This window comes from Photobacterium piscicola (assembly GCF_900166965.1).
Lineage (GTDB): Bacteria > Pseudomonadota > Gammaproteobacteria > Enterobacterales > Vibrionaceae > Photobacterium > Photobacterium piscicola.
Genome location: NZ_FUZI01000001.1, coordinates 666,196 through 689,577 on the forward strand (window position 1 = coordinate 666,196; position 23,382 = coordinate 689,577).

A 23,382-nucleotide genomic window follows, 5' to 3' on the forward strand; every position below is an offset into this window, starting at 1 on the left:
TCGCATGTTATTAAAACTATTCTGACTCAATCATTTAATCCTATATATTGAACATATGTTAAATAATATGGTGTGTTTATGTATATTTTAATAAAAAATTTCGTCTGTCCAAAATGTGGACAATCAGAATATCTCGAAGGCAAAAGTATCATTTTATGCATTTGTGGCTATCGTACTGAGTACCTTAGAAAATAATAGCAACGCATTTACACTCAGATAGAATACCGCTCAATATTCTTATTATCTCGAGTGGTTATTCTTTTATGGTGTCTAAGTACAATGCTGATTGTACTTCGTTTTATTTCATAAGATTACGTATAATTTCTTTTGTATCTGAAATTAATGTTACGTCTTTATGTGCGATTAATTTAACAATGAGTCCTTCATAAAGTAATTCAATATGAAAAGCTAACTGAGAATTTTCAATGCCCAATGCAGTCAATCTTTTTTGCGTTTCAATGTAAGAAGCCTGCTTATGCTTCACTGCTAACTGATGCAATGGATGCTGTGCATCTGAAAATTCTCGACAAGCAACCATAAAGATACAACCATAGAATTGTTGGTTAGTTATTAACATTTCTAATTCACTAAATCGAGCCAAAACTAATTCTTTCTTATCCTCAATAACATTCCATTCTTCAGCCCAATTTTGTTGAATATTATGGCTAAACGAAGTTAATGCCTCGATTACCAACCCCTCTTTATTGCCAAAGTTATTATAAATTGTTTTCTTAGATATTTTAGTGTGTTCAGCAATCGTATCAACCCCCGTCAGAGTGATACCCTCTTTTTGTGCTAGTTCTAGAAAACCCGTAATTAATTTCTGCCGTTTGGTCATTTGTTATATTGCCTTATTTATTCGTTATTTTTGATTATACACAGGTCTGTATAAAAATGATTGTGTTTCAAAAAAAGTAGCTTATAATATTTTACACAGACTTGTGTAAAAAGAGATTAAAATGAAAATATATAGCTTTCCATATTCCTTACCTAGCTACCGTACGCGATTGGCTGCATCACTACTTGGTTTTAATATTGAAGATCAAATTATTGACTTGAGTAAGAACGAACAAAAATCACCTGAATTCTTAGCGATTAACCCTCTAGGTAAAGTTCCGGTCATGACAGATGATCACTTGATCGTCACTGACTCAATGGCTATTTTGCGTTACTTAGCGAGAAAATCTCAAACTGAGCATTGGTATCCAGAATCAGATATTGCAACCGCAGCTAAGATTGATTCGCTATTATCTTTAGTCAGTAATGAATTATATGAAGGAATTGAAAAAGCACGATTAATTACTGCTTTTAAAATGTTACCTGAAGAATTATTGCCACAATGTGAAATGATAACGCATGGCGCTTTACAGATCTTAAACACTCAATTAGAAGGTAACGTATTTTTAGTTAACGATACGCCAACCATTGCAGATATTGCTGTTGCTTCAACACTGCTCTTTATTGATGAAGCTTCTTTTAGTTTAGATAACTATAAAAATATTCAAAATTGGCTTAATAACATCAAATCATTAGCTGGGTTTATTCAACCAACGTTTCTTTAATTTATTTACATTCATAGTATGAGTATTTATTTATGTCAGTAATTGATGATCAAATAGCCCTTCTGTCATCGCTGTTAACAAAGCAAACAGATCTAACAAATGATAATTTAGTGTATGCAACTTGGGCGGCTGCTTTAAATTCTCAAAGTAAGTATGTTGTTGAAAATATTAGTAAACAGATCAAACGTCCAGATGTGGATACGTTACAAGATATTGAATATGCTATTTCACGAATGGGTGTTACTAACCCTTATTTTATTGCGAGACAATTTGTTGATATCAAACAAGGTGGGTCTTTAAATAGCCTTCATTTTCAACCATTACACGCATTGAATATAAAAAATGAAACTGCTTATCATTATGCGTGTGTCGTTGTTTCGCTAATGAATGGTGGCCATATGTGTCTTGCTTCTCACGTGAATAGTTTGCTAGAACGTAATGAAACAGAGCAAAGTATTGATGCTGCGATGCGTCTTGCAGCAGTGTGCTGTTCGCTCTCTAAAAGAACATTTATCGATGATATTTTAAATAATAATCACTAGTTATCTGTCTTGTTATGCAACACTCATATCATATAAATTTCGTTATCATGATATTAAATAATCCCCCTTAGATACGGTTTAGTATTACTTTTTAATATGACACCGTATCTGATCTATGATCTATGATCTTTACTCTTCTATTATTCCCTACAAACACCCTTAAAGTTACAGCGTAACACTTTAATATGGTTTAACATTTCCATACATTACCCGTTAAAATGAAAATTTAGCCTCTTTTTGGTGGTTGTTTTTTGATCAAAAATAACTGTGTTTATTGATTTTGATGATCTTGCTATTTTTCGCTAAGTAACAGATTTATATGGTTTTAATTTGTCAGTCTTATATAATATCCCTTATAGCAGATCAAGAATAAAGACTATAATCAATGACGATCGACCCTTCAAACGCGCTAGTACATAACGACTTTAATCTTAGGCAGGGAACACTACGACAACAAACCGCAGTCAGTCAGCAGATCCGTCAACGGGATCAGTTTTTAACAAATCCAGCATTAGCGTATATTAATTCATTGGCCGCGACTGATACGACCGGTGGTCAAGCAAATGCTCGTTACACAATAGAAAGATTTGGTCGATTTATGTTGGGATCAACCTTCGATCGAATGGATTGGATCACACTATTAACGAGCCCTACTCTTATTGAAAAAGCAATGGCCGCCTTTCTTATCCATCGTGCAAAAATAAAAGCTCAGATGAAGGGGCTATTTTATGATCCACAGCGATCACTAAAAAACTTACACATTAACCCCTTAAAAAAAGCACTTTTCACTGTGGGTGATTATTTTTATCAACAGCAACAGATTTCAACAGCCCAATACAAAACCTGGCAATATGCTATCAGTAATTTTTCAATTAAAAACCACCCTTCTATTAATTTAGAACAAGGTTGGCTTCCTGCTCTTATTACGGAAAAAACATTAGCGATTGAATTTACGTCTCAAGCGAAAATTATGTTGGAAGCATTCAGTTGTTTTTGTATAAGGTCATGTATAGAAAGAATGGATTGGTATAGTGTTCTTTATGCTCCAGTTCTACAAACCTCCATGCAATCTTTTTTATCTTCACGCTTAACGATGAAAAGTAGTGATAGAAAACAAGATTATGCACCGGCTACGGCTGATAATTTATTAAGAATGTTACGTGGTGTTGCTTACCATGCTTGGTTATCGGAATCGATTTCGATTGAAACCTTACAACGAATTAAGGCTATAAAGCTGCCGCGAGGCTCACGGCAATCAAGTGGACGTTATTTAAGTTATTCAGATGTTGACCAAATATCGGCACTAACTTTAACACAATCGAATAAAATAAAAGCATTAAGAGACAATGCCATTTTTTGGTTAATGTATGAATCAGGTTTACGTCGTGCAGAAGTCATTGGGCTTGATATCAATGATATTGACCTTTATTTATGCAAAATACGTGTTATGGGTAAAGGTAATAAAGAACGCTATGTCCCTTTTTCAAAAAGTAGTGATCTTTATGCCGCTATTGAAAAATGGCTTAATATCCGTTCTCAACATTCACCACAAATATCTACTTTCTTTTGTGGTGTTAATCGGTACCAGCAATTAACGTCACAACGTTTAACAACTCAAACTTTAAATGATCTTTGTAAACATATTCATCTATTGGGGTTTTCTCGTCAAATATCCCCCCATGATTTTCGTCACTCAGTCGCAACGAATTTATTACGCTCAGGGTATGATTTATTATTAGTTAGTAAGTTTATGGGACACAGTAGTATTACAACAACCCAGCGTTATGACCGTCGAACTGATGATGAATTACAAGGTGTAACTCCAGGTCGTTAATACCTCACACTATAGAAATTTTGTTTCAATATTTATTGTGAAAAATTGAGCCTAAGTATAATAACAGCATCATATTCTGCTATATATTAAAAGAAATGTTATCGTGTAAAAAATAACAAATTGGATTAATTATGTTGATATTTATACGCACATTATTATTGATGTTGTTCATTATTTTCACGGCATCAAGCTCGGCTCTAACACTTCAACAGTATACTCAACAATATGCTTTATTACCTTGTACAGGGTTAGAGACTCGAATAGATAGCTTTAAAAAAAGGTTACCAATGATGTTATCGACAGCATCAAAAAGAGAATATGAAGATTTAAAACGAGAATATAAAGCACTTAATGAATTATATAAGAAAAAGAATTGTCATAAACGAAACTCCCGCTAATAATATTAACGGGAGCTAACAAAGGACTTATGATTGTAGTTTTAAGCGAGTAATGTATAACTTAAATATAAGTTTAATGCTAATACAATAGCGACAATAACTAAGCCTAATATAGAAACAACTTTATTATTTTTGTATTTACCCATAATGACTTTGCTGTTAGTAAAGTATAATAATGGAATGATTGCAAGTGCAATACCAAAGCTAAGCACCACCTGGCTCATGACTAAAATCTCAGTAGTATTAACCGCTAGAGCGATAACGATAAATGATGGGATCATAGTGATTGAACGACGCACCCACATTGGAATACTAAATTTAACAAAGCCTTGCATTACAACTTGACCAGCCATTGTGCCGACAACTGTTGATGAAAGCCCTGATGCTACTAACGAAATACCAAATAAAACTGATGCTGATTTACCCACTAACGGTGTTAATGTTTTATATGCTGTTTCTATTTCAGCAATATCTTTATTACCAGAATAATGAAATACTGCGGCGGCCATTGCTACGATAGCGATATTAACAAACCCAGCAATAACCATTGCAATTAATACATCATATTTTGTTGAGCGTAACCGTGTTGAAACTTTTTCGCCGTACGTATTTTTAAATAATGCTGAATGTAAATAAATAACATGTGGCATTACTGTTGCACCAAGAATACCTGCGGCTAAATATATTTGGTGAGGACTATTTAATGTTGGAACAATTAATCCAGTAACTAAAGCATGTGATGCTGGCGGTGCAATAAATAATTCAAATATATAAATAACGGCAACTAATAATAATAAAGCACCAATAACGACTTCGAGCGGTTTTTGGCTTTTGTTATTAAGCATTAATATCATCATTGTTGCGATTGCTGTGATAATAGCCCCTTCCATTAAGCTAATACCAAATAATAATTGAAAACCAACAGCAGCACCAATAAACTCGGCAAGATCGGTTGCCATCGCTATTATTTCGGCTTGAATCCAATAAGGACCAACTGCCCATTTAGGAAGATGATCTCGTAAATGTTCGGCTAAATTTTTACCTGTGACTATCCCTAATTTAGCTGACAGATATTGAATCAACATCGCCATTAAATTAGCCCACAGAACGACCCATAAAAGTTGGTAACCAAAGGCTGAACCCGACTCAATATTTGTAGCAAAATTACCTGGATCAATATAACCAATAGCAGCAATAAATGCAGGGCCTAATAAAAGTAATTTCTTTTTTAACTTTAAGCTAAATGGGGTTGGCTGCATATAAAGTGCAATAGATGCTTTATTCATAAGTGACTCCTTTGTCTTGAGCCTACTTTACTTAAGATGCAAATGAGAATCAATATCATTTAATTAATAAATATGAGTGCTTATGTTTCACTTATGGTTTTTTCTATATTAATAGTTAATACCTATTGGTATGATTGCTATTTTAATTTGAGATTGTAAATTTTATCATTTTTAATGTTAAAAATGTCATCAACATCAAAAAATTGTGATCATTTGTCAAGAATAAGTATTAGAGTGTTTTATCTTTTTAAAAAGATCGATATTGTCGTCTTGTTGATTTATATATCCTTAACGCATTATAAATAGAAAATGTTAATGCTTATCAAATATATGTTTGTTTTATTATTTTAAATAGTCATATTTTTGTAAGGTTATTTATTGATAATAAACATGACAGTATACGCTATTGCTACAACTATGATGCGAAATGGATATTTAAAAAGGGATGTAATATGGAAGCTGAAGTAAATAGTAAAACACATGCTTTTGAAAATGATGTTATTCAATTATATCTTCGTGATATCTCGATGAAACCACTTCTCTCTAAAATTGAAGAAATTCTTTATAGCCGTAAAGCCCTAACGGGAGATAACAGTGCTAAGAAGGTAATGATTGAGAGTAATTTACGTTTAGTGGTGAATATTGCTAAACGTTATCGTGGTAGCTCTATTCAATTTAGTGATCTGATTGATGAAGGTAATATTGGCCTTATCACTGCGGTAGATAAATTTGATCCAGAAAAAGGATTTAGATTTTCAACGTATGCGACATGGTGGATTAAACAAACGATAGAACGTGCAATCCATAATCAAAGTCGAACAATTCGTTTACCTGTTCATGTATCAAAAGAAATCAATACTATTTTACGGACGCATAAAAGTTTATTGCATAGTCAAAATAAAGAGCCAAAAGATGAAGATGTCGCGAAAACGCTAAACCGTGATGTTGATGATATTACCACCCTATTATCTTACGATGCTCCGATTATATCTTACGATCAAACAATCAACGATGATGCTAATTCACAATCGCTAGCTGTCTTTCTTGCTAATGATAAAGAATTACAGCCTGATGCACATTTAGATGAGATGGATATTAAGCATATAACTACCTCTATTCTTGATTCCTTACCACCTCGAGATAAGGAAATCATTTGTCGTCGTTTTGGATTGCTGGGTTACGATTCACAAACACTTCAAGAAGTGGCTGATGAAGTAGGATTAACCCGTGAGCGTATTCGTCAATTACAAGTTATTTCATTGAAAAAACTCCGTAATTATTTACAACGGGATAATTATGATATCTCAATACTATTTGCTGACACAGCATGATAGATTGTTTACTATTATTTAAAAGAGCGCATCAGGCGCTCTTTTATTGTTCTAGTTAAGGTTTGTTATGCATTTAAAATCATTATTGGTTGCAGGTTCTGTCTTATTCTTTTCAGGTTGTGCTAGTTACGGTGTAACTGAAAATGAAATGCAATCTTACTTAAATAAAGAAACCCAATTTAATCATTCAGTTGGTATTCAAGGGTTAGCTTATGCAACGGGCAAGTTTGATAATATTAAAGTAGGAATTGGACGAGTCGCTAAAAATAAAGTCAATGTCGCAGCGACGGCAACGGCTGATTTAGAGTTAATGGGACAAGCGACTCAAAATATATCAATTAAAGCGAATTTTAGTGCTATCCCCTATTACAACCAAGATCAAGGTGCTATTTACTTAAAAGATCTAAATATTGAATCATTAGATGTTACACCGCAGAGGCTAAACAATGTGTTAACCAAACCAGTTATCACGCCTATTGTTTCTTTCTTAAGCCAAATTTTATCGACAAAACCGGTGTATAAACTGAATGATAATGAAATAGAACAAGCTCTTTTGAAAAAAACCAAACCTGAATTAGTGATTGAAAACCATAAATTAGTTTTAGATTGGTAATAAATAACTGTGCATATAAAAAGCTCTTAATATAAGAGCTTTTTTATTGACTATTTTCTGATTGTTTTAAAATATGCTGATTTAAGGTTTCATCCATCATTTTTACTGACCTTTCTGCTTCAAAAGAACGCTTCATTGCTTCTGCTGCATAATCCCTCATTGACGGCGTTTGACTAGTAATAATAAGCATAAGAACAAATATAATTGTAGCAACTGACAAAATAGCGACGGTGTATATTCGTCGAGTAATACGAGCTTCACTTTGTTTAATTTCTGCTTTTACTGCGCGTAGTACATCATAGTTGGTGATGTTTAAACGTATTCTTTGGTTTTTATCCATTTTAAACATTCAGTTTAATTAATAACAGGTTATTTTAACAAGCTAATCTGAATTTAAGCTTACGTAAGTTTAAGTTTGTAGATGATGGTATATTTTATTCAAAGTAAAAAGTTATAGTGCGTTAGGTGTTATAAAAAAAGCAGAGCTATTACACTCTGCTCCGTTATCAATAAGCTATAATTACAAATATTAATAATAAAATAGCTAATAGCCACACGGGGCATTGGTACTTTTTAATTAAAATATACCCTATAACAACGGCGATAACGTCAGTAATTGATTTAACTGAACTCGTTACTACCGGATTAATAAGTGCACTTCCCAATAAACCCACCACACAGGCATTTATTAATAAAATTGCTTGTATTAAACGAGGATGACTAAATAATGCTTTCCAAGCAGGAAGAAAAGCAAATAGCAATAAACTACCAGGTAGAAAAACCGCAACAGTTGCAATGATACTCCCCCAGAGAGGCATTGCTGGCATAGCTGAAGCACCTAGGTAACTGGCCATCGTAAACATAGGTCCAGGTACTAATTGTGCTGAAGCATAAGCACTTAAAAAGGTATTATCTGTGACCATACCATCAAGCATTGGTTGTAATAATGGTAACACCACATGCCCACCACCAAAAACAAAACTGCCCGCTTGATAGAAAATAGAAAATAATTTAATACTATCGTTTGTTGCTGCAATAAAAGGTAATAATGCTAATAACCCTAAAAAAGTTATAACTAATCCAATATGTGGTCGAATGGGCTTAATTAAATGCTTATTAACTACTGGCTGTGTTTTAAATGACCATAAATAACCCACTATACTAGCAATAATAATAGGGAATATTTGACCGAGTAAACCATCACTGAACATTAACCACGTCATGGTTAATAATGCTGTTGTAATAGTTGGGATAGAAGTTAAATTCTTTTTTATCATTCCCCATAAAGCATCAGTAACAACCACAACCGCTAATAATTTTGCAGCGGTAATAATCTGTTCAACAATAACAGAGCTACCAAATTTATTATTTGCAACAGCAAGGAAAGTTAATAATGCAAACGATGGTAAAGTAAAACCAATAAAAGCAGCAATCGATCCTATATAACCTGCTTTTTTATATCCAATATACATTCCAAGCTGGCTACTCGCTGGGCCGGGTAAAAACTGACATAACGCAATAGCTTGTGTGAAATCTTCATCAGTAAGCCATTTTTTCTTAACGACAAACGCTTGCTGAAAATAGCCTATATGCGCTGCGGGGCCACCGAAACTACATAGCCCTAACACTAAAAACTGCCAAAAAACCGTTACCATTAATCACATCTCCTATAGTGAAGTCATGATTGTAACGATTGTTCTTCTATTACTAAAATCGTTTGTACAGATACATATCATTAATATAATCGATGTTTAATTTCTTTATTGCGTCATATCATTTTCATAATGCACATAATCCTCTATGATAGAAATCATATTCTTCTTATGTAATAACAAGCAAAGTCATATACAGTTCTCCTACTTTGCTTTTCTCTTCAAGAGTCGATGCTTATGTTAGAAAATCTTCAACAAATGGTCATCTTGGCAGCTATCGGCCATGAGCAAAATTTCACTCGAGCAGCAGATAGATTAGGCATCTCTAAATCTCAAGTCAGTAAACAAGTGCGCTTTTTAGAAGAACGCTTAGGGTGTCAGTTAGTTCAACGCAGTACGCGCACGGTTGCGTTAACTGAAATCGGTTTACAATATGCGGATTATGGCCAGCAATTAGTTGATACTGTTAATGAAGCTGAAGCAATGGTCGCAGGCTACCGTAATGAGATTAAAGGCGTGCTTCGAATTGGCATAGCCCAATCTTTTGGCAATATTCACATTACCTCCGCTTTAGCTGAATTTCAAAAAAGTAACCCTGAATTAGAGTTAGAAATTAGTCTTTTTGATCATCGTCCTAATCTATTAGAAGAAGGTTTTGATTGCTGGATAGCCATTCATGAGCATCCGCCTGAAGGTATGGTAGCCAGAAAATTAGCGACATGTGAGTTTGTTGTAGTCGCATCACCCGATTATATTGCTCAACATGGCCAACCAGAAACACCCAGTGATTTGCGTCGCCATAACTGTATTACTTATCAAAGCCGTGAACGTAAATATGTTAACTGGGCTTTCTCTCGTGATGGCGTACAGCAATCTATTCGTGTTCGAGGGAATTACCGTATAGATAATGCCCCCGCAGTGTTAGACGCCGCGGTGAGTGGCTTAGGGATTGCCTATTTATCGACTTATCTAATGACTGATGAGCTGGATAACCATAAATTAATTCAGTTACTTCCCGAATGGAAAACAACGGTCGATTTACCTATCTATGCTGTTTATCCACGTAGAAAGTATTTAGCACCTAAAGTACGTTGCTTTATCGATTTTATGGCAGAGCGAATGGCACAAGCTCCGTACAAGAGTCCACGAGTGATATAAAACTTATTATGTTTTGATGATGCTATTACAGTTATCGAGAAACAAAAAACGCGACCGTGATGGCCGCGTTTTTATATTTAAAGGAACGTTATTCTGCTACCGTTTGTTTCTTTTGCGCAGGTAAAGCATACATTCGACGTAATATAGCCTGTACACCTTGAGGTTGATCTGCCAGTTTCTGGGCAAATAATTGCTCTTCTTCTGCCGTTACTTGATCAGATTCAATCTCTGCTGCGATATAATTCGATGGAAATAAATGATAATTTTCAGTTATTTGCTTATCAATTATAGCTGCAAGTTCATCCGGTGTTTCTGGTGCATCAGTGATTACATCACCAAAGCTGATATGAATACGGCGTTTCTGACCAACAATGCCTTGTACGATACTTTCAATATCTTCAAATTCAGATTTTTCATAAGTACCAGTGGTTTCTTTTTGGTAAAGCTCTTGGGCTTTAGCTAAATCACAGGGATCATTTTCATATGAAATAGAGACAGGAACGATATTTAAACCACTCATAAACTCAGCAAAAGGTAATTTTTGCTTACGTCCTTCCATAAAAAACATTTTTAGAATGGCTGGATCAGTTTTATCATTGCCGTCTTTTGCTCGACCTTCCTTTTGTGCAATCCAAATATTATTGCCCGTCATTAAGGAATGTGAAATATAACTAGAAAGTAGGCCTAATGACTTCATTAATTCACGCGGCCCCTTTGATGAACGTTTCACAATAAAACTCTTGTTCAAACGCATCAATTCAGTCGCACATGGCTTTTTAAGCAGGTTATCGCCAATTGCAATGCGAACAGTATTGAAGTTCTCATTGAATAAACACCAGTTCACCATCGCAGGATCCATCGCAATATCACGGTGGTTAGAAACAAATAAATAAGCTTTATTTGGATCTAATTTATTTAATCCTGTTGTCGTTACACCGTCACAAGAATGAGCAATGGTTGCACGCATATACTTAGCAACATAGTCTTGCACATCTTTAACACTTGCAACGTTTGACCACTTTTTAACAAGAAAACGTTTAATTAACGGAATAAGTAGCCAGCCAAACATACCGGATGCATGAGGAAAGCGGTATTTTAAAATAGCATTGATAAAATCTCTATCATCAATAAGGCGTTTGATAGCCCCTTTAACTTCGTTATCGTTGTAAGGGCGGATTTCTTTATAAATATCGTTATCTATACACACAATAATGCTTCATCTTGAAAAAACTTGGCTATTCTACTGATAAATGTTGTTTTACCAAATAACCTACGTCAATAAGGGAAATGGTTGGAGGTCTAACCACATGATGTCGTTGAAAATTCAACCACTATTAATTATTAAAACTACAATTTAATGCAAAAGTGACTAATCATACACTGATTTTAACTATTGTCGCCTATGTGTTGTTGACGAGGTAATAAAAACAGCCGAATATGTGCAAGATATCGAGCTAGAGAGACATTATGAAACAAGCCATTGAGTTTTCTAAAAACGAACACCCTTTTCTTTTCGTCGGTTCTCGTCGTAAAAGTAACAACGCCTATTTTATTGTTGTTACTAGCGGCAGCATATTAATACGGTTGGGTAAACATGAACACCTCGTATCCAAAGGACATGGCTTTTGGGTTCCCTTTGATTGTTTACATGCGGTAACTATTTTACCTGGCACGCATTTTTTCAACGTTGCTTTTTCAATTCGCCTGCGACAGCCTCTCTGCCGTGAAACCGGCTTCTTTGTGGTTACACCACTACTTGATGCTCTGCTAATTGAACTGGAAAAACAGCCAGCAGAAAATCACGACTGGGATGGTGTAGAAGGACGCTTACTTAAAGTGATAGCGGATCAAGTATCCACCCTATCAGCGTCAACACAATCGTTATCACCAGCTATCAATAAACAGTACCATAGTGCATTGGCATTATTATTTAATGGCAATAAAGTCACTGAAAAATCGGCTGTTCAAGCAATAGAGCCGGTATTAGGGATGACCTTAAAAGAATTTGAAGCTTGTATCACTATGCGTGAGACAGTGAAGCTAATCCGTTCAGGAAGAAAATTACCGCAAATAGCAGCCCAGTTAAATACATCCGAAGTCCTGCTGGACGCTCTTGCAATGGCTATTTTAGGTAAACCCTTTCAAAAATAAAACTGACTCTACAAAATAATGCCCATTATCGTAATGGGCATTATTCATCACGTCGAATGACGCTAATCAATGGTTATAACGTAAGTAAACATGCGTCTAATTAAGCGGCACATGAACCTGTACTGAGATGCCATCATCTACACTACTCTTGGTATGCCAGCGATAATCCAATCGTACACGTGTACTATCATCATTGGGATCACCAAAACCTAAGCTCATTTGAACGCCATGGTTAAGTACCCACTGTTCGGCATCAACAATATCTTCAACGTTTTCGTTGTCATATTGTCTTGGTAACCAAAATCCCAAGCCATAATACATTGAATCATTATATTCAGTAAAAACAGGATGATCAGCAAAGTCGTCACTCCAGTGATTCCAAAACTCACTGGTGTTATCAACCTGATCTTGTTTCCAATCATTAAACCGTTGTGATCTAGAATAAGGATCATCTTTAACCTGCAAGAAAGGGATACTATCTGCATTATTCGATAATCGACATACGGAATGATCAAACTGAAACAATTGATCTTCTGTTTTTATGGTGTTATTTGGCGTCAAGTCACATGGAAAAGCATATGCAGATGATGAATAAATTAAGTTACTCATAATAATAAGTATCAATGCTTTAATTTTATTCATATGCAATATTAATTATCCATCCATTAATCAGTAAATTTAAACCGCTCATCATTCATCAGCATCATTTTCACCGTAGGCGTCGTGTACTGAGTAATATCATGATTATGTGCCAATGCCTCTCGTATAACGGTACTACGTACCGGAACCGTTTCAGGACATGCCATTACTTGCCAGCGTTTAAGAATTTGCTCTGCTTTATAAAAGCGATGAAAACTCATAAAATTATCTGGGCCAATCACAAAAGTAATATTTGCCTCGGGGTACTTTAATTGTAAAGCTTCAAGTACGGCAAACGTTGTGACTGCATTATCATCAACCGCTATTTGTTGCTCTAATGTAGATAATTCTAGATTACTTTGTCCAATATCACTGATGAATGCACCCACAAGATCACATCGAGCCTTATAGTCGAGCATTACTTTTCCCCAAGCATGCTGATAACTAGGAAGTAATAACACCTTATCAAACTGCCCTAGTCGCTCTAGCACCGAGCGGTGACCTATACTCGGAGGATTAAATGCGCTTCCAAAAACTGCTAGTGTCTGTTTCATATTTCAATCAACTAACCTCTTATATTGCAAAACCAGCCAAATACTATCGCTATAGCGAAATGTTCCTTAGTATCGTACTGTTTTAACGCTAAAACGGGATTATTTTAAATAATTTTACGCTTGAGCATTGATCCTTAGTTAGAGTTATCGCATGATTTTGGTAAAGGTGTAATGGCTGAGTTCTCATTTTTCCATTATGCCGTTTTAAGTGATTAATATTTGGGCAAAAGCCTTAAGGATTCATTACCCATGGAACAACTTATCCGTGAACAAATGCGCGTACTTCCTACTATCGATGTTGAGTTTGAAATTCAACGCCGTGTTGCTTTCATCCAGAAAAAACTCAAACAGTCTGGTTGTAAATCTCTAGTACTCGGTATTAGCGGAGGTGTTGATTCAACAACTTGTGGCCGTCTAGCACAACTTGCTATCAATGATTTAAATACAACAACATCGAGTAATGATTATCAATTTATCGCGGTTCGTTTACCTTACGGTGAGCAACAAGATGAAGATGAAGCACAACAAGCTTTAAAATTTATTCAACCTAGTCAATCTGTTAGCGTAAATATCAAAGCAGGTGTTGATGCACTGCATGCCAACGCATTATTAGGATTAGAAGGCACAACTTTAATTCCAACAGATGCGGCTAAAGTTGACTTTGTAAAAGGCAATGTTAAAGCGCGTGCACGTATGATTGCTCAATATGAAATTGCAGGCTTAGTTGGTGGGCTTGTGATTGGTACCGATCATTCAGCAGAAAACATTACAGGCTTCTACACTAAATTTGGTGATGGTGCTTGTGATTTAGCCCCTCTTTTTGGTTTAAATAAACGTCAGATTCGTGCTATTGCCGCGACGTTAGGTGCACCAACCCATCTTGTAGTAAAAGTACCAACGGCTGATTTAGAAGAACTAGCACCACAGAAAGCAGATGAAGAAGCGCTATTGGTGACTTATGACCAAATTGATGACTTCCTTGAAGGTAAACCTGTTGATGATTTTGCTCGTGAGCGCCTAATAAGCATTTATCGTGCAACGCAGCACAAACGTCAGCCTATTCCGACAATTTATGATATTGATTGATTCAGTACTCACTGCGATAGTTCGTTGAGACAAAAACAAAAGGCCTAACAAGATGTTAGGCCTCTATATTGCTGAATAGCGAATAATTTACTTACATGGCTCAAGTTGAGGTTGATCGATAATGAGTGCATCCAGCTCTCTCCATAAATCATCACAAAGATTAGGGCGGTATACCGCTTCTTTAAACGCAGAATGCTCGTGTTGATACATTTTATAATGGCGTGGTGAACTTTTTCTACTTGAGCGCACATTAGACAAACGATCACAAACTTTCACTATTAGCGCTAAACGTGCAGCATCATCTTCAATATTTAAAGCGGATAAGCGTTGGTTAATTTCTAATTTTCTTTTCGCGCGATCTTCTAATTTCACATCAGTAACAGAATTAACTGCATCAGCAATAGTAAAACCAAAACGATCAACCAATTCATTAAAATTAGTATCCGTATCTTCGATTACATCGTGTAATTGAGCTGCAATCATTGCATCAACGCCAAATGGCTGTGCAAGTTCTGCTACGGTATTAAGATGAACGGCGTATGGGAGTTCGCCATATTTTTGGTCACCATGGCGTTTTGTTGCAAATTCTTGTGCAGCTAAATAACGACTATCCATCACTTTATCCTCGGTACTTTCTTATTATATTGACTCATTGTAGAAGTAATACATTCCTTGTTACTAGTCATTTATTTGGAATAAAATAATTCAAAAATAAAAAAAGAGCCTTTCGACTCTTTTTGTTTTTTAGATAGTTACGAATGATAACTCAGGGTTATTCTTCTTCATCTGCAGGAAGTTCGCCCGCAGCCTGACGACGCTTCATATCCGCTTCACGAATCTCATTAGCAACAATCATGATAGCTTCGCCGCTACTGATACCTGTAGCCATAAGATCATGAATACGCTCTGCGGCTACTTGCTGCTCTGAGTGTGTTAATGTCGGCGTGTGATTATACATATCATTCTTCTTAACTTCGTAAACGGGTAGGTATTCTAGGAGTAAAGTGAAACAATGTCACTGTTTATCCTCACTGAATACAAATTAACCTGGATGACCATCAACACGTGTTTTGGTTAATACTGGATAATAAACGATCGTAAAAATAGTAAAGGCAATCACCCATAAAACAGCTGAAATAACATACGCATCCATAGTCGCTATCGGCATAATCACCACTAATAATGTACGCGCCAATAATGAACCAAATAAACTTATAAAGGCAATAACCATCCAACGACCAACCTGCAACTTCCTACCAGTATGGCCTAATGAAACACGTGCCATCATTGCCAGTATCATCGCACCAATGCCACCAATAGCAATAATATGAATGCCTATTGTTGGATTCATATTATGGTTAATATAACTTCCACCAAGCCATGCTAAACCAATGATCATTGATAAGTAAGCCCCATGTAGCGACCATAATAATGGTACTGTTATTGTTTTATAACTACGCCAGCGGCACATGCGAACTAAATTAGTTACCGCTGCAATAAGATAAGTTGCCGCTAATATAGATGAAGGAACCGTAACCGGGAAAAGTGTGAATATTAATAATATCCAAATAGGTATTAAGGCTGCATATTCCAACATTGATATACGAGTAATTGTTTCCGTTTGTGTTCCTCGTGAAGTGAAAAATGGAATCACTCGACCACCAACGACAATAACAACCGCAGCAATAATAGTTAACGTTGTTAATGCGATTGCTTTTAAATCATAAGGAATAACTTTGAGCACCATTAAATGGTATTTGACGTTGAGTAACGTAAACATAATAAGAACAGGGACAAAGAACACGTTACGCCATTGCTTAACCTTGAAGATAGGTTTTGCTAAAAAAATTGTAGCTACAATAATCCAAGCACAATCAATAACCATCCATAAATAGCTTGGTGTTGCAAACATAAGCCCTAAACGCGCAATAAGCCATAATCCAAATAAACAGGCCAGCTTTGTTCCTTTAACACCAGTCTGCCCTGTCCATGTCTGTACTGCTGTGAGTAAGAAGCCAACAATAACCGCACCTGCAAATCCAAACAGCATTTCATGGCTATGCCACCATAGCGGGTTACCATACATAAATTGACTAATATGCGTATTACCAGCCCATAACAATCCCCACAATGCGATTGAAATAACGGCATAAACAGCTGCACCGATAAAAAATGGACGAAATGCGAGCCTAAATAAAGGGGGGATTTTTTCTTCTTTTGCTCGATCGATAATTTGCATCATACTACCTCACTATAAACATGCATAAATTATACATGTTTATAGTGCTATTTCTATACTTTCTCGAATTAGTTTTATTTATATGAAATTAAAGTAAAAAAAATGGCTACCACATTACTGTAGTAGCCATTTTATTATCCATTATCTTCATCATCATCGCCAACATAGTCAACAGGGCGAGTGATTCGTTGAATGTCGAGGATCGAAATTTCACCTTGCCAGCGTGTTTTTACAACGCCAACACTGAGCCAATAACGCCCTTCAGGAAAGTTTAATTTCGGTAACGTTGTCGGCCAATCAGAATCTGATTCTTGACTCCAGATAGCGTGCCATGTTGTATCGTTAAGATCATACAGTTTCGTGCTTAATGTCGGTGCAGGACAATTACCACTATTCTTATTAATATTATCAATACGCCATGTTTTACTGTCTTTCCAACTGATCTCTTGTTTATCTGCTGGTGTGGTTAAAACAATCCATCCAACCCAAGCCGGTTTATTCACCGCTGTAATTGAGAGTTTATATAACCCCGCAGATACGGGTTCATCTAGCCGTTGTGATTCAACAGAAAAATAGCCACCATCATCAATAAATGGTGCACCTCGTAATAACGGTTTATTGGGCCATTTAGTCAGACTAATATTGGTGATATCACTACGTGTAAGACCAACAACAGATATCTTCAGCAGTTGCTGATTAAGATTTTGCTCTGCTTGGCGTTCAATCGATAACTTAGGAAGCCATGTCGGTAAAACTTTACGTTCAAGACTATGGCCACAGTCTTCACTAATGGCTAAATTAAGTAATTGATCAAGATTATTGGCTTCAACACTATTAGGCGATTGTTGCCATGCTTGAATGATGGTTTGAAAAACAGCCGCGGTATCATCTTCAAGTAATTCTTTATGCGCCATCGTATAAAGATCTTTTGAAATGAACCAATCAGATGCAGCAAATGCACTCGATGAAAACAACGTCGAGTGCACTAACAATAACCCCATAAACCAGCGTTTTGGCTTATTTATTCTCATGGAACGCGGTACCTAAACCTTATGGTTTCATTCGGTATCCAACACCACGTAATGTTTCAATCTCGATATCTGGCAATTTTTGACGCAATTGCAAAATATGAGTATCAACAGTACGGGTTGTTGGGTAATGATTGTAGCCCCACACTTGATCTAATAGTTCATCACGAGTAAATACACGACCTGCATTTTTAGCTAGGAACACTAATAGTTCAAATTCGGTACGCGTTAATGTCACACTCTCATCACCGTGAAATACTTCACGACTTTCTTGGTTAATACGAATATTACCAACAGAGATGATATTAATGGCAGCCATATCGCCATCTTCACCACGTAGATGCACACGCACTCGTGCTAAGAGCTCTTCTTCAGCAAAAGGCTTGGTTAAATAATCTTTTGCACCTGAATCTAACCCGATCACTTTATCATTGATAGAAACCATTGCTGTTAATAGAATAACAGGAACATATTTCTTCTTTAACCAACCTGATAAGTAGTCAAGCGAATCACCTTCTGGTAATTGACGATCAAGTACAACAAGATCTGCATCACGCCATAATGCATCAACTTTAGTGGCACAATCAGCATATAAGCAATTGTATCCAGCTTGCTTTAAGCAATCGAGTAAACCATCAGCAAGGTTCCGGTCATCTTCAACCAGCAGCAGAGTTTGATTCACACGGAATCTCCAAAATAAACGTTGTAGGTGGACCAATAAGTTTCATTCGCCCCCCCATTCTATTAATCATCGATTCAACAATTGTTAAACCCAGACCTAAGCCTTGAGAACTAACAAATGGTTTTCTTAAACGGGACCAATCTTTTGCACTTAGTTGCCCTTCATCTTGAACAACTAATTTCAAAGTCCCATTTTTATACGATGACGATAAGCTAACAGGCACTACGCCATATTTATGAGCATTGGATAGTAGGTTATCAAGACAGGTTCCTAGCCAATAAATATTAACAAGGACACTTCTATCTTCTTCTAATTTTAGTATAACGTCATATTTTTCAGCAATATAACCTAACCATTCATTTAATGACTCTACGTTTTGAACACTTAACTGTTGTTGGTTTGCTTGAAGGTAATCTTTACTCGCTTCTGCCAATTGACGGAGTCGACGAGAATCTTCAGTTAAACGGCGGAATTCGTCATATAACCCTTCAGGCAATTCGTCAAAATGACGTCTAAAACCTTCAACTGTCATTGCTAAACTTGCAATAGGTGTTCGTAATTCATGCGTTAATATTTGTAATACTAACATACGCTCTTCCATCGTTCGACGACGGATGCGGAATCGATAAATTACCCAACTCAATAGCAAACCAGCATTCATCACAAGTAAACCTATTAATAAATAGTAAGTTACATGTGATTTATTATCTTCTCGCCAACAAATATTGCCATTTTTCGCAAGACAAAAATCATTTTCATCTAAACGTTTAAAATGTAATTGATAGCGATTAAGCATTTTCGTCCATGTTACTTGGCCAAAAACACGGTATTCATTATCATTACGAACCCAAAGTTCGCCATTTGATATAAAAAATTGCGCACCAGAAATAAATGCATGGATCTCATCATTATTCATTCGCTGCAATCGGCCTAAAATCGTTGTTGCCGCTGCAATTGGGCGTTCTTTTATATGCAAATACTTACTGTATTTTATCGCCATATCCGGATGTTTTTGAATATAACGGTAAGCATAACTACCACCACCGGGGTGAATGTACCCTGAACGTACAAACCAACTCGACGGTAATTTTGTTTTAAAACAGATAGCACGAGTAAATACGACTGGCTGAGTAACCAATGGTGATAACGGCCATGGTCCCTTACAATTTAATGAATTATGGTACAACTGACGTAATGCATTCAGTGGATATTCATTCGTTTGCGGTAATAACGTTTCAGGTACTAGTAAGGGTCCTGGGTATAAGCTCTGAAGTTTACGAAAATCGTATGTTGCTAAAGGCTTATGTTTCAATAGATCAGAACGAACCGCATTTAACCGTTCTGGAAATGTTTGGGCTTCCGCGAATGATGCAGAAGAAAAAAATAAAGAAAAGACTAACACATACGTTTTCATGCTTGTAGCTTAACATTGTAGAACCGTGTTTTGTCAAAAAAATGTCAGAGCAACAATTACTTAAAACACTAGCCTTTGCTTATAACATTTAAATTTAAAATACATTCTATTATTTATTGAAAAAAAAAAGCCACTCAACCCTGAGTGGCTTTAATTATAGTACGGATATTTTTATAAATGTTCAAGAATAGATAGACATGACGCTTTCGCATCACCAAATAACATTTGGCTATTTTCTTTAAAGAACAATGGGTTTTGAACGCCCGCATACCCCGTATTCATTGAACGTTTAAATACAATTACATTACTTGCATTCCACACTTCAAGAACAGGCATGCCAGCAATTGGACTATTTGGGTCTTCCATTGCCGCAGGGTTTACGGTGTCGTTAGCACCAATAACTAATACCACATCAGTTTTAGGGAAATCGTCATTAATTTCATCCATTTCTAATACGATATCATACGGTACTTTTGCTTCAGCCAGTAATACGTTCATGTGACCAGGTAAACGTCCTGCAACAGGGTGAATACCAAATCGAACCTCTATACCTTGTGCACGCAGTTTATCAGTGATCTCATGTACAGGGTATTGAGCTTGTGCAACCGCCATACCATATCCAGGAGTGATAATAACTGACTTAGCATCTTTTAGTAATTCAGCCACTTCTTCTGCTGTTGTCTCACGGTGTTCACCATATTCTTCATCTGACGCAGGTGCTGCACCATCAGAACCAAATCCTCCGGCAATAACACTCACAAAAGAGCGGTTCATCGCTTTACACATAATGTAAGAAAGGATGGCGCCCGAAGAACCAACTAATGCACCCGTTACAATCAGAAGGTCGTTTGCAAGCATGAAACCGGCTGCCGCTGCTGCCCAACCTGAGTATGAGTTAAGCATTGACACTACCACTGGCATATCTGCACCACCGATAGAGGCAACCAAGTGGTAACCAAATGCAAATGCAATCAATGTGACTAGGATCAATGCCACCATTGAGCCTTCAGCTTTCACAAACCACACTAGCAATGCAGCAGAAACAAGTAATGCTACAAGGTTAAGTTTATGGCGATGTGGCAACTGAAGTGCAGATGATGACACTAAGCCTCGTAACTTAGCAAAAGCGACCAATGAACCGGTAAAGGTAACTGCACCAATGAATACACCAAGGAATACTTCCACTAAGTGAATATTAAGCAGTGCGCCTTCTAGCGGTTGATGGTGTAAAAAAGTATTAAAACCAACCAGTACCGCTGCCATACCAACAAAGCTATGAAGCATTGCAACGAGCTCTGGCATTTCGGTCATTTCTACTTTTTTAGCGTAGAAAATACCAATTGCACCACCAATAATCATTGCCAGAATGATCCAAACTGTCGCTTGCGAATCTGGTCCAAAAATAGTGGCTACTAATGCAATCGCCATACCCGCAATACCGAAGTAATTACCTTTTCGTGCGGTTTCTTGCTTGGACAGTCCAGCAAGTGACATGATAAACAATACGGCAGCAACAATGTATGCCGCTTGTACGATTCCTGCAGACATGTATTACTCCTTATTTATCTTTACGGAACATTTCTAGCATACGTTTAGTGACGGTAAAGCCACCAAAAATATTGATACTAGCAATGAGAACAGCAACAAAAGCCAACACGGATACGATTCCGGAGCCTTGTCCTATTTGGAGTAATGCACCTACAATAATGATGCCTGAAATTGCGTTTGTTACTGACATAAGTGGTGTATGTAAAGAGTGGCTAACGTTCCATACAACGTAATAACCAACCACACATGACAATACAAATACAGTGAAGTGAGCAAGGAACTCAGGTGGCGAGTAATGACCAACCCATGCAAATAATGCAATACCTGCCGCCATCATGCCGTATTTCTTTATCGGTGACATAGGCTCAGCTTTTTTAGGCTGTACTTTCTCTACCGTTTTCGGTTTTTGCGCAACTGCAGAAACTTTAATTGGTGGCGCAGGCCATGTGACTTCACCCGCTTTAATAACGGTTAAACCACGTAAGACTTCATCATCAAAGTTAATATCAATCGTACCGTCTTTTTCTTTACACAGTAGTTTTAATAAATTAACTAAGTTAGTACCGTATAGTTGCGACGCTTGTGTCGGTAAACGGCCAACCATATCGGTGTAACCAATAATTTTAACGCCATTTGCAGTCGTAATAACTTTATCGGCTTCAGTGTAAGCACAGTTGCCCCCATTTGCTGCCGCTAAATCAACGATCACACTGCCCGACTTCATCGAGTCAACCATTTCTTTAGTGATCAATTTAGGTGCAGGACGACCAGGAATAAGTGCTGTTGTGATGATAATATCAACATCTTTCGCTTGCTCTGCATATAAACGCTCAGCCGCTTGGTTGAATTCATCAGACATTTCTTTAGCGTAGCCATCACCCGTCGAAGTATCTTCTTTAAAATCGACTTCGAGGAATTCTGCGCCCATTGATTCAACTTGCTCTTTCACCTCAGGGCGAACATCAAACGAGCGAACAATAGCACCTAAACTTCCTGCAGCACCAATAGCAGCAAGACCAGCAACACCAGCACCAGCAACTAACACTTTTGCAGGAGGCACTTTACCTGCCGCAGTAATTTGTCCTGTAAAGAAACGGCCAAATTCATGTGCAGCTTCAACGACAGCACGGTAACCTGCGATATTTGCCATTGAGCTTAATGCATCTAAGGCTTGCGCACGTGAAATACGTGGCACTGAATCCATCGCCATGACATTAATGTCTTTAGTGGCTAGCTTTTCTAATAATTCAGCGTTTTGCGCCGGCCAAATAAAGCTAACTAGGCTCGCACCCTCTTTTATTAAATCAAACTCATCAATGCCTGTAGCTGGATTCACCTGTGGAGCATTCACTTTTAAAATAAGATCAGCTTGCCATACGGCTTCAGTTGTTGCTAATTCAGCACCAGCAGCTTCAAAAGCGGCATCATCAAAGCTCGCTAATGCACCCGCTCCATGTTCAACAACAACGCTGAACCCCATTTTTAATAACTGCTCAACCGTTTTAGGTGTGGCAGCAACTCGCGTTTCATTCGCGAGGACCTCTTTTGGTACACCAATCTGCATTATTATTCCCTGAACATTGGCTATAGATAAATATTTTGTATCGAACCTTAAAAGCAATAGCAAGCTTTTTACAGTTAAAAACAAAAAATTCCACAAATTTC

General features: G+C 36.8%; 24 protein-coding genes. 9 read left to right on the forward strand and 15 right to left on the reverse strand.

Annotation, left to right across the window (positions count from 1 at the left end; all coding sequences use genetic code 11):
- Positions 1-298: 298 nt before the first annotated feature.
- Positions 299-838 (reverse strand): TetR family transcriptional regulator, encoded by a 540-nt coding sequence (locus tag CZ809_RS03060; protein ID WP_080155953.1) that lies wholly within the window; start codon positions 836-838, stop codon positions 299-301.
- A gap of 121 nt (positions 839-959) precedes the next feature.
- On the opposite strand from CZ809_RS03060, the gene CZ809_RS03065 reads away from it, so the two are divergent.
- From CZ809_RS03065 to CZ809_RS20995, 4 genes are all read left to right on the forward strand, one after another.
- Positions 960-1,562, forward strand: coding sequence for a glutathione S-transferase family protein (locus tag CZ809_RS03065; RefSeq protein WP_080155954.1), 603 nt, complete (start codon positions 960-962; stop codon positions 1,560-1,562).
- A gap of 32 nt (positions 1,563-1,594) precedes the next feature.
- Positions 1,595-2,104: a carboxymuconolactone decarboxylase family protein gene (locus CZ809_RS03070; RefSeq protein WP_080155955.1), complete on the forward strand. Its 510-nt coding sequence runs from the start codon at positions 1,595-1,597 to the stop codon at positions 2,102-2,104.
- Positions 2,105-2,489: 385 nt separating this feature from the next.
- Positions 2,490-3,938 (forward strand): tyrosine-type recombinase/integrase, encoded by a 1,449-nt coding sequence (locus CZ809_RS03075; protein WP_080155956.1) that lies wholly within the window; start codon positions 2,490-2,492, stop codon positions 3,936-3,938.
- A gap of 131 nt (positions 3,939-4,069) precedes the next feature.
- Entirely contained in the window at positions 4,070-4,336 is a 267-nt protein-coding gene (locus CZ809_RS20995; protein ID WP_107275545.1) for a hypothetical protein, read from the forward strand.
- 41 nt (positions 4,337-4,377) lie between these two features.
- Here CZ809_RS20995 and CZ809_RS03080 read toward each other — a convergent pair whose 3' ends face one another.
- Positions 4,378-5,622, reverse strand: coding sequence for an Nramp family divalent metal transporter (locus tag CZ809_RS03080; RefSeq protein WP_370738011.1), 1,245 nt, complete (start codon positions 5,620-5,622; stop codon positions 4,378-4,380).
- Positions 5,623-6,074: 452 nt separating this feature from the next.
- Here CZ809_RS03080 and rpoS point away from each other — a divergent pair, with 452 nt between their 5' ends.
- Both rpoS and CZ809_RS03090 read left to right on the forward strand, forming a co-directional pair.
- Positions 6,075-6,953, forward strand: a complete 879-nt coding sequence (gene rpoS / locus CZ809_RS03085) for an RNA polymerase sigma factor RpoS (protein WP_080155957.1) — start codon at positions 6,075-6,077, stop codon at positions 6,951-6,953.
- A gap of 67 nt (positions 6,954-7,020) precedes the next feature.
- Positions 7,021-7,566, forward strand: a complete 546-nt coding sequence (locus tag CZ809_RS03090; protein ID WP_080155958.1) for a YceB family lipoprotein — start codon at positions 7,021-7,023, stop codon at positions 7,564-7,566.
- A gap of 43 nt (positions 7,567-7,609) precedes the next feature.
- Here the strand turns inward: CZ809_RS03090 and CZ809_RS03095 are convergent, their stop codons facing one another.
- Both CZ809_RS03095 and chrA read right to left on the reverse strand, forming a co-directional pair.
- Positions 7,610-7,906 (reverse strand): hypothetical protein, encoded by a 297-nt coding sequence (locus tag CZ809_RS03095; RefSeq protein WP_080155959.1) that lies wholly within the window; start codon positions 7,904-7,906, stop codon positions 7,610-7,612.
- 166 nt (positions 7,907-8,072) lie between these two features.
- Entirely contained in the window at positions 8,073-9,221 is a 1,149-nt protein-coding gene (chrA, locus tag CZ809_RS03100; RefSeq protein ID WP_080155960.1) for a chromate efflux transporter, read from the reverse strand.
- Positions 9,222-9,455: 234 nt separating this feature from the next.
- On the opposite strand from chrA, the gene CZ809_RS03105 reads away from it, so the two are divergent.
- The gene (locus CZ809_RS03105; RefSeq protein WP_080155961.1) at positions 9,456-10,376 is read left to right on the forward strand and encodes a LysR family transcriptional regulator; all 921 of its coding nucleotides are present in this window, start codon (positions 9,456-9,458) and stop codon (positions 10,374-10,376) included.
- An 88-nt stretch (positions 10,377-10,464) separates the two neighbouring features.
- Here the strand turns inward: CZ809_RS03105 and CZ809_RS03110 are convergent, their stop codons facing one another.
- Positions 10,465-11,583: a 1-acyl-sn-glycerol-3-phosphate acyltransferase gene (locus CZ809_RS03110; protein ID WP_080155962.1), complete on the reverse strand. Its 1,119-nt coding sequence runs from the start codon at positions 11,581-11,583 to the stop codon at positions 10,465-10,467.
- Positions 11,584-11,843: 260 nt separating this feature from the next.
- On the opposite strand from CZ809_RS03110, the gene CZ809_RS03115 reads away from it, so the two are divergent.
- Complete coding sequence (locus CZ809_RS03115) at positions 11,844-12,527, forward strand: AraC family ligand binding domain-containing protein (RefSeq protein WP_080155963.1); 684 nt, start codon at positions 11,844-11,846, stop codon at positions 12,525-12,527.
- Between the two features lie 96 nt (positions 12,528-12,623).
- On the opposite strand, the gene CZ809_RS03120 is transcribed toward CZ809_RS03115, so the two are convergent.
- Together CZ809_RS03120 and CZ809_RS03125 are read right to left on the reverse strand one after the other, a co-directional pair.
- Positions 12,624-13,136, reverse strand: a complete 513-nt coding sequence (locus CZ809_RS03120; RefSeq protein ID WP_144396140.1) for a hypothetical protein — start codon at positions 13,134-13,136, stop codon at positions 12,624-12,626.
- Between the two features lie 56 nt (positions 13,137-13,192).
- On the reverse strand, positions 13,193-13,720 hold the full coding sequence (locus CZ809_RS03125) for a nicotinate-nicotinamide nucleotide adenylyltransferase (RefSeq protein ID WP_080155965.1): 528 nt from the start codon (positions 13,718-13,720) through the stop codon (positions 13,193-13,195).
- A gap of 249 nt (positions 13,721-13,969) precedes the next feature.
- Between CZ809_RS03125 and nadE the strand changes: the two genes are divergently transcribed.
- Positions 13,970-14,806, forward strand: a complete 837-nt coding sequence (gene nadE, locus CZ809_RS03130; protein ID WP_080155966.1) for an NAD(+) synthase — start codon at positions 13,970-13,972, stop codon at positions 14,804-14,806.
- Between the two features lie 87 nt (positions 14,807-14,893).
- Here the strand turns inward: nadE and CZ809_RS03135 are convergent, their stop codons facing one another.
- From CZ809_RS03135 to CZ809_RS03170, 8 genes are all read right to left on the reverse strand, one after another.
- On the reverse strand, positions 14,894-15,421 hold the full coding sequence (locus tag CZ809_RS03135; protein ID WP_080155967.1) for an HD domain-containing protein: 528 nt from the start codon (positions 15,419-15,421) through the stop codon (positions 14,894-14,896).
- A 157-nt stretch (positions 15,422-15,578) separates the two neighbouring features.
- A complete protein-coding gene (locus CZ809_RS03140; RefSeq protein ID WP_080155968.1) occupies positions 15,579-15,764 on the reverse strand; it encodes a YoaH family protein in 186 nt (61 codons plus the stop codon).
- Positions 15,765-15,848: 84 nt separating this feature from the next.
- Complete coding sequence (locus tag CZ809_RS03145) at positions 15,849-17,048, reverse strand: NnrS family protein (protein ID WP_306341416.1); 1,200 nt, start codon at positions 17,046-17,048, stop codon at positions 15,849-15,851.
- A 131-nt stretch (positions 17,049-17,179) separates the two neighbouring features.
- Entirely contained in the window at positions 17,180-18,076 is an 897-nt protein-coding gene (locus tag CZ809_RS03150) for a DUF2861 family protein (protein WP_235865766.1), read from the reverse strand.
- 19 nt (positions 18,077-18,095) lie between these two features.
- Entirely contained in the window at positions 18,096-18,755 is a 660-nt protein-coding gene (locus CZ809_RS03155) for a response regulator transcription factor (protein ID WP_080155969.1), read from the reverse strand.
- Complete coding sequence (gene vxrA, locus CZ809_RS03160) at positions 18,730-20,169, reverse strand: sensor histidine kinase VxrA (protein WP_080155970.1); 1,440 nt, start codon at positions 20,167-20,169, stop codon at positions 18,730-18,732. The genes CZ809_RS03155 and vxrA overlap by 26 nt, the downstream gene beginning before the upstream one ends.
- Before the next feature lie 171 nt (positions 20,170-20,340).
- Complete coding sequence (gene pntB, locus CZ809_RS03165) at positions 20,341-21,717, reverse strand: Re/Si-specific NAD(P)(+) transhydrogenase subunit beta (protein WP_080155971.1); 1,377 nt, start codon at positions 21,715-21,717, stop codon at positions 20,341-20,343.
- A 10-nt stretch (positions 21,718-21,727) separates the two neighbouring features.
- On the reverse strand, positions 21,728-23,281 hold the full coding sequence (locus tag CZ809_RS03170; protein ID WP_080155972.1) for a Re/Si-specific NAD(P)(+) transhydrogenase subunit alpha: 1,554 nt from the start codon (positions 23,279-23,281) through the stop codon (positions 21,728-21,730).
- Positions 23,282-23,382: the final 101 nt, after the last annotated feature.

Coding starts and splice junctions, on each gene's coding strand:
- CZ809_RS03060 (WP_080155953.1), bottom strand. CDS start 838: ATGACCAAACGGCAGAAATTAATTACGGGTTTTCTAGAACTAGCACAA.
- CZ809_RS03065 (WP_080155954.1), top strand. CDS start 960: ATGAAAATATATAGCTTTCCATATTCCTTACCTAGCTACCGTACGCGA.
- CZ809_RS03070 (WP_080155955.1), top strand. CDS start 1,595: ATGTCAGTAATTGATGATCAAATAGCCCTTCTGTCATCGCTGTTAACA.
- CZ809_RS03075 (WP_080155956.1), top strand. CDS start 2,490: ATGACGATCGACCCTTCAAACGCGCTAGTACATAACGACTTTAATCTT.
- CZ809_RS20995 (WP_107275545.1), top strand. CDS start 4,070: ATGTTGATATTTATACGCACATTATTATTGATGTTGTTCATTATTTTC.
- CZ809_RS03080 (WP_370738011.1), bottom strand. CDS start 5,622: ATGAATAAAGCATCTATTGCACTTTATATGCAGCCAACCCCATTTAGC.
- rpoS (WP_080155957.1), top strand. CDS start 6,075: ATGGAAGCTGAAGTAAATAGTAAAACACATGCTTTTGAAAATGATGTT.
- CZ809_RS03090 (WP_080155958.1), top strand. CDS start 7,021: ATGCATTTAAAATCATTATTGGTTGCAGGTTCTGTCTTATTCTTTTCA.
- CZ809_RS03095 (WP_080155959.1), bottom strand. CDS start 7,906: ATGGATAAAAACCAAAGAATACGTTTAAACATCACCAACTATGATGTA.
- chrA (WP_080155960.1), bottom strand. CDS start 9,221: ATGGTAACGGTTTTTTGGCAGTTTTTAGTGTTAGGGCTATGTAGTTTC.
- CZ809_RS03105 (WP_080155961.1), top strand. CDS start 9,456: ATGTTAGAAAATCTTCAACAAATGGTCATCTTGGCAGCTATCGGCCAT.
- CZ809_RS03115 (WP_080155963.1), top strand. CDS start 11,844: ATGAAACAAGCCATTGAGTTTTCTAAAAACGAACACCCTTTTCTTTTC.
- CZ809_RS03120 (WP_144396140.1), bottom strand. CDS start 13,136: ATGAGTAACTTAATTTATTCATCATCTGCATATGCTTTTCCATGTGAC.
- CZ809_RS03125 (WP_080155965.1), bottom strand. CDS start 13,720: ATGAAACAGACACTAGCAGTTTTTGGAAGCGCATTTAATCCTCCGAGT.
- nadE (WP_080155966.1), top strand. CDS start 13,970: ATGGAACAACTTATCCGTGAACAAATGCGCGTACTTCCTACTATCGAT.
- CZ809_RS03135 (WP_080155967.1), bottom strand. CDS start 15,421: ATGGATAGTCGTTATTTAGCTGCACAAGAATTTGCAACAAAACGCCAT.
- CZ809_RS03140 (WP_080155968.1), bottom strand. CDS start 15,764: ATGTATAATCACACGCCGACATTAACACACTCAGAGCAGCAAGTAGCC.
- CZ809_RS03145 (WP_306341416.1), bottom strand. CDS start 17,048: ATGATGCAAATTATCGATCGAGCAAAAGAAGAAAAAATCCCCCCTTTA.
- CZ809_RS03150 (WP_235865766.1), bottom strand. CDS start 18,076: ATGAGAATAAATAAGCCAAAACGCTGGTTTATGGGGTTATTGTTAGTG.
- vxrA (WP_080155970.1), bottom strand. CDS start 20,169: ATGAAAACGTATGTGTTAGTCTTTTCTTTATTTTTTTCTTCTGCATCA.
- pntB (WP_080155971.1), bottom strand. CDS start 21,717: ATGTCTGCAGGAATCGTACAAGCGGCATACATTGTTGCTGCCGTATTG.
- CZ809_RS03170 (WP_080155972.1), bottom strand. CDS start 23,281: ATGCAGATTGGTGTACCAAAAGAGGTCCTCGCGAATGAAACGCGAGTT.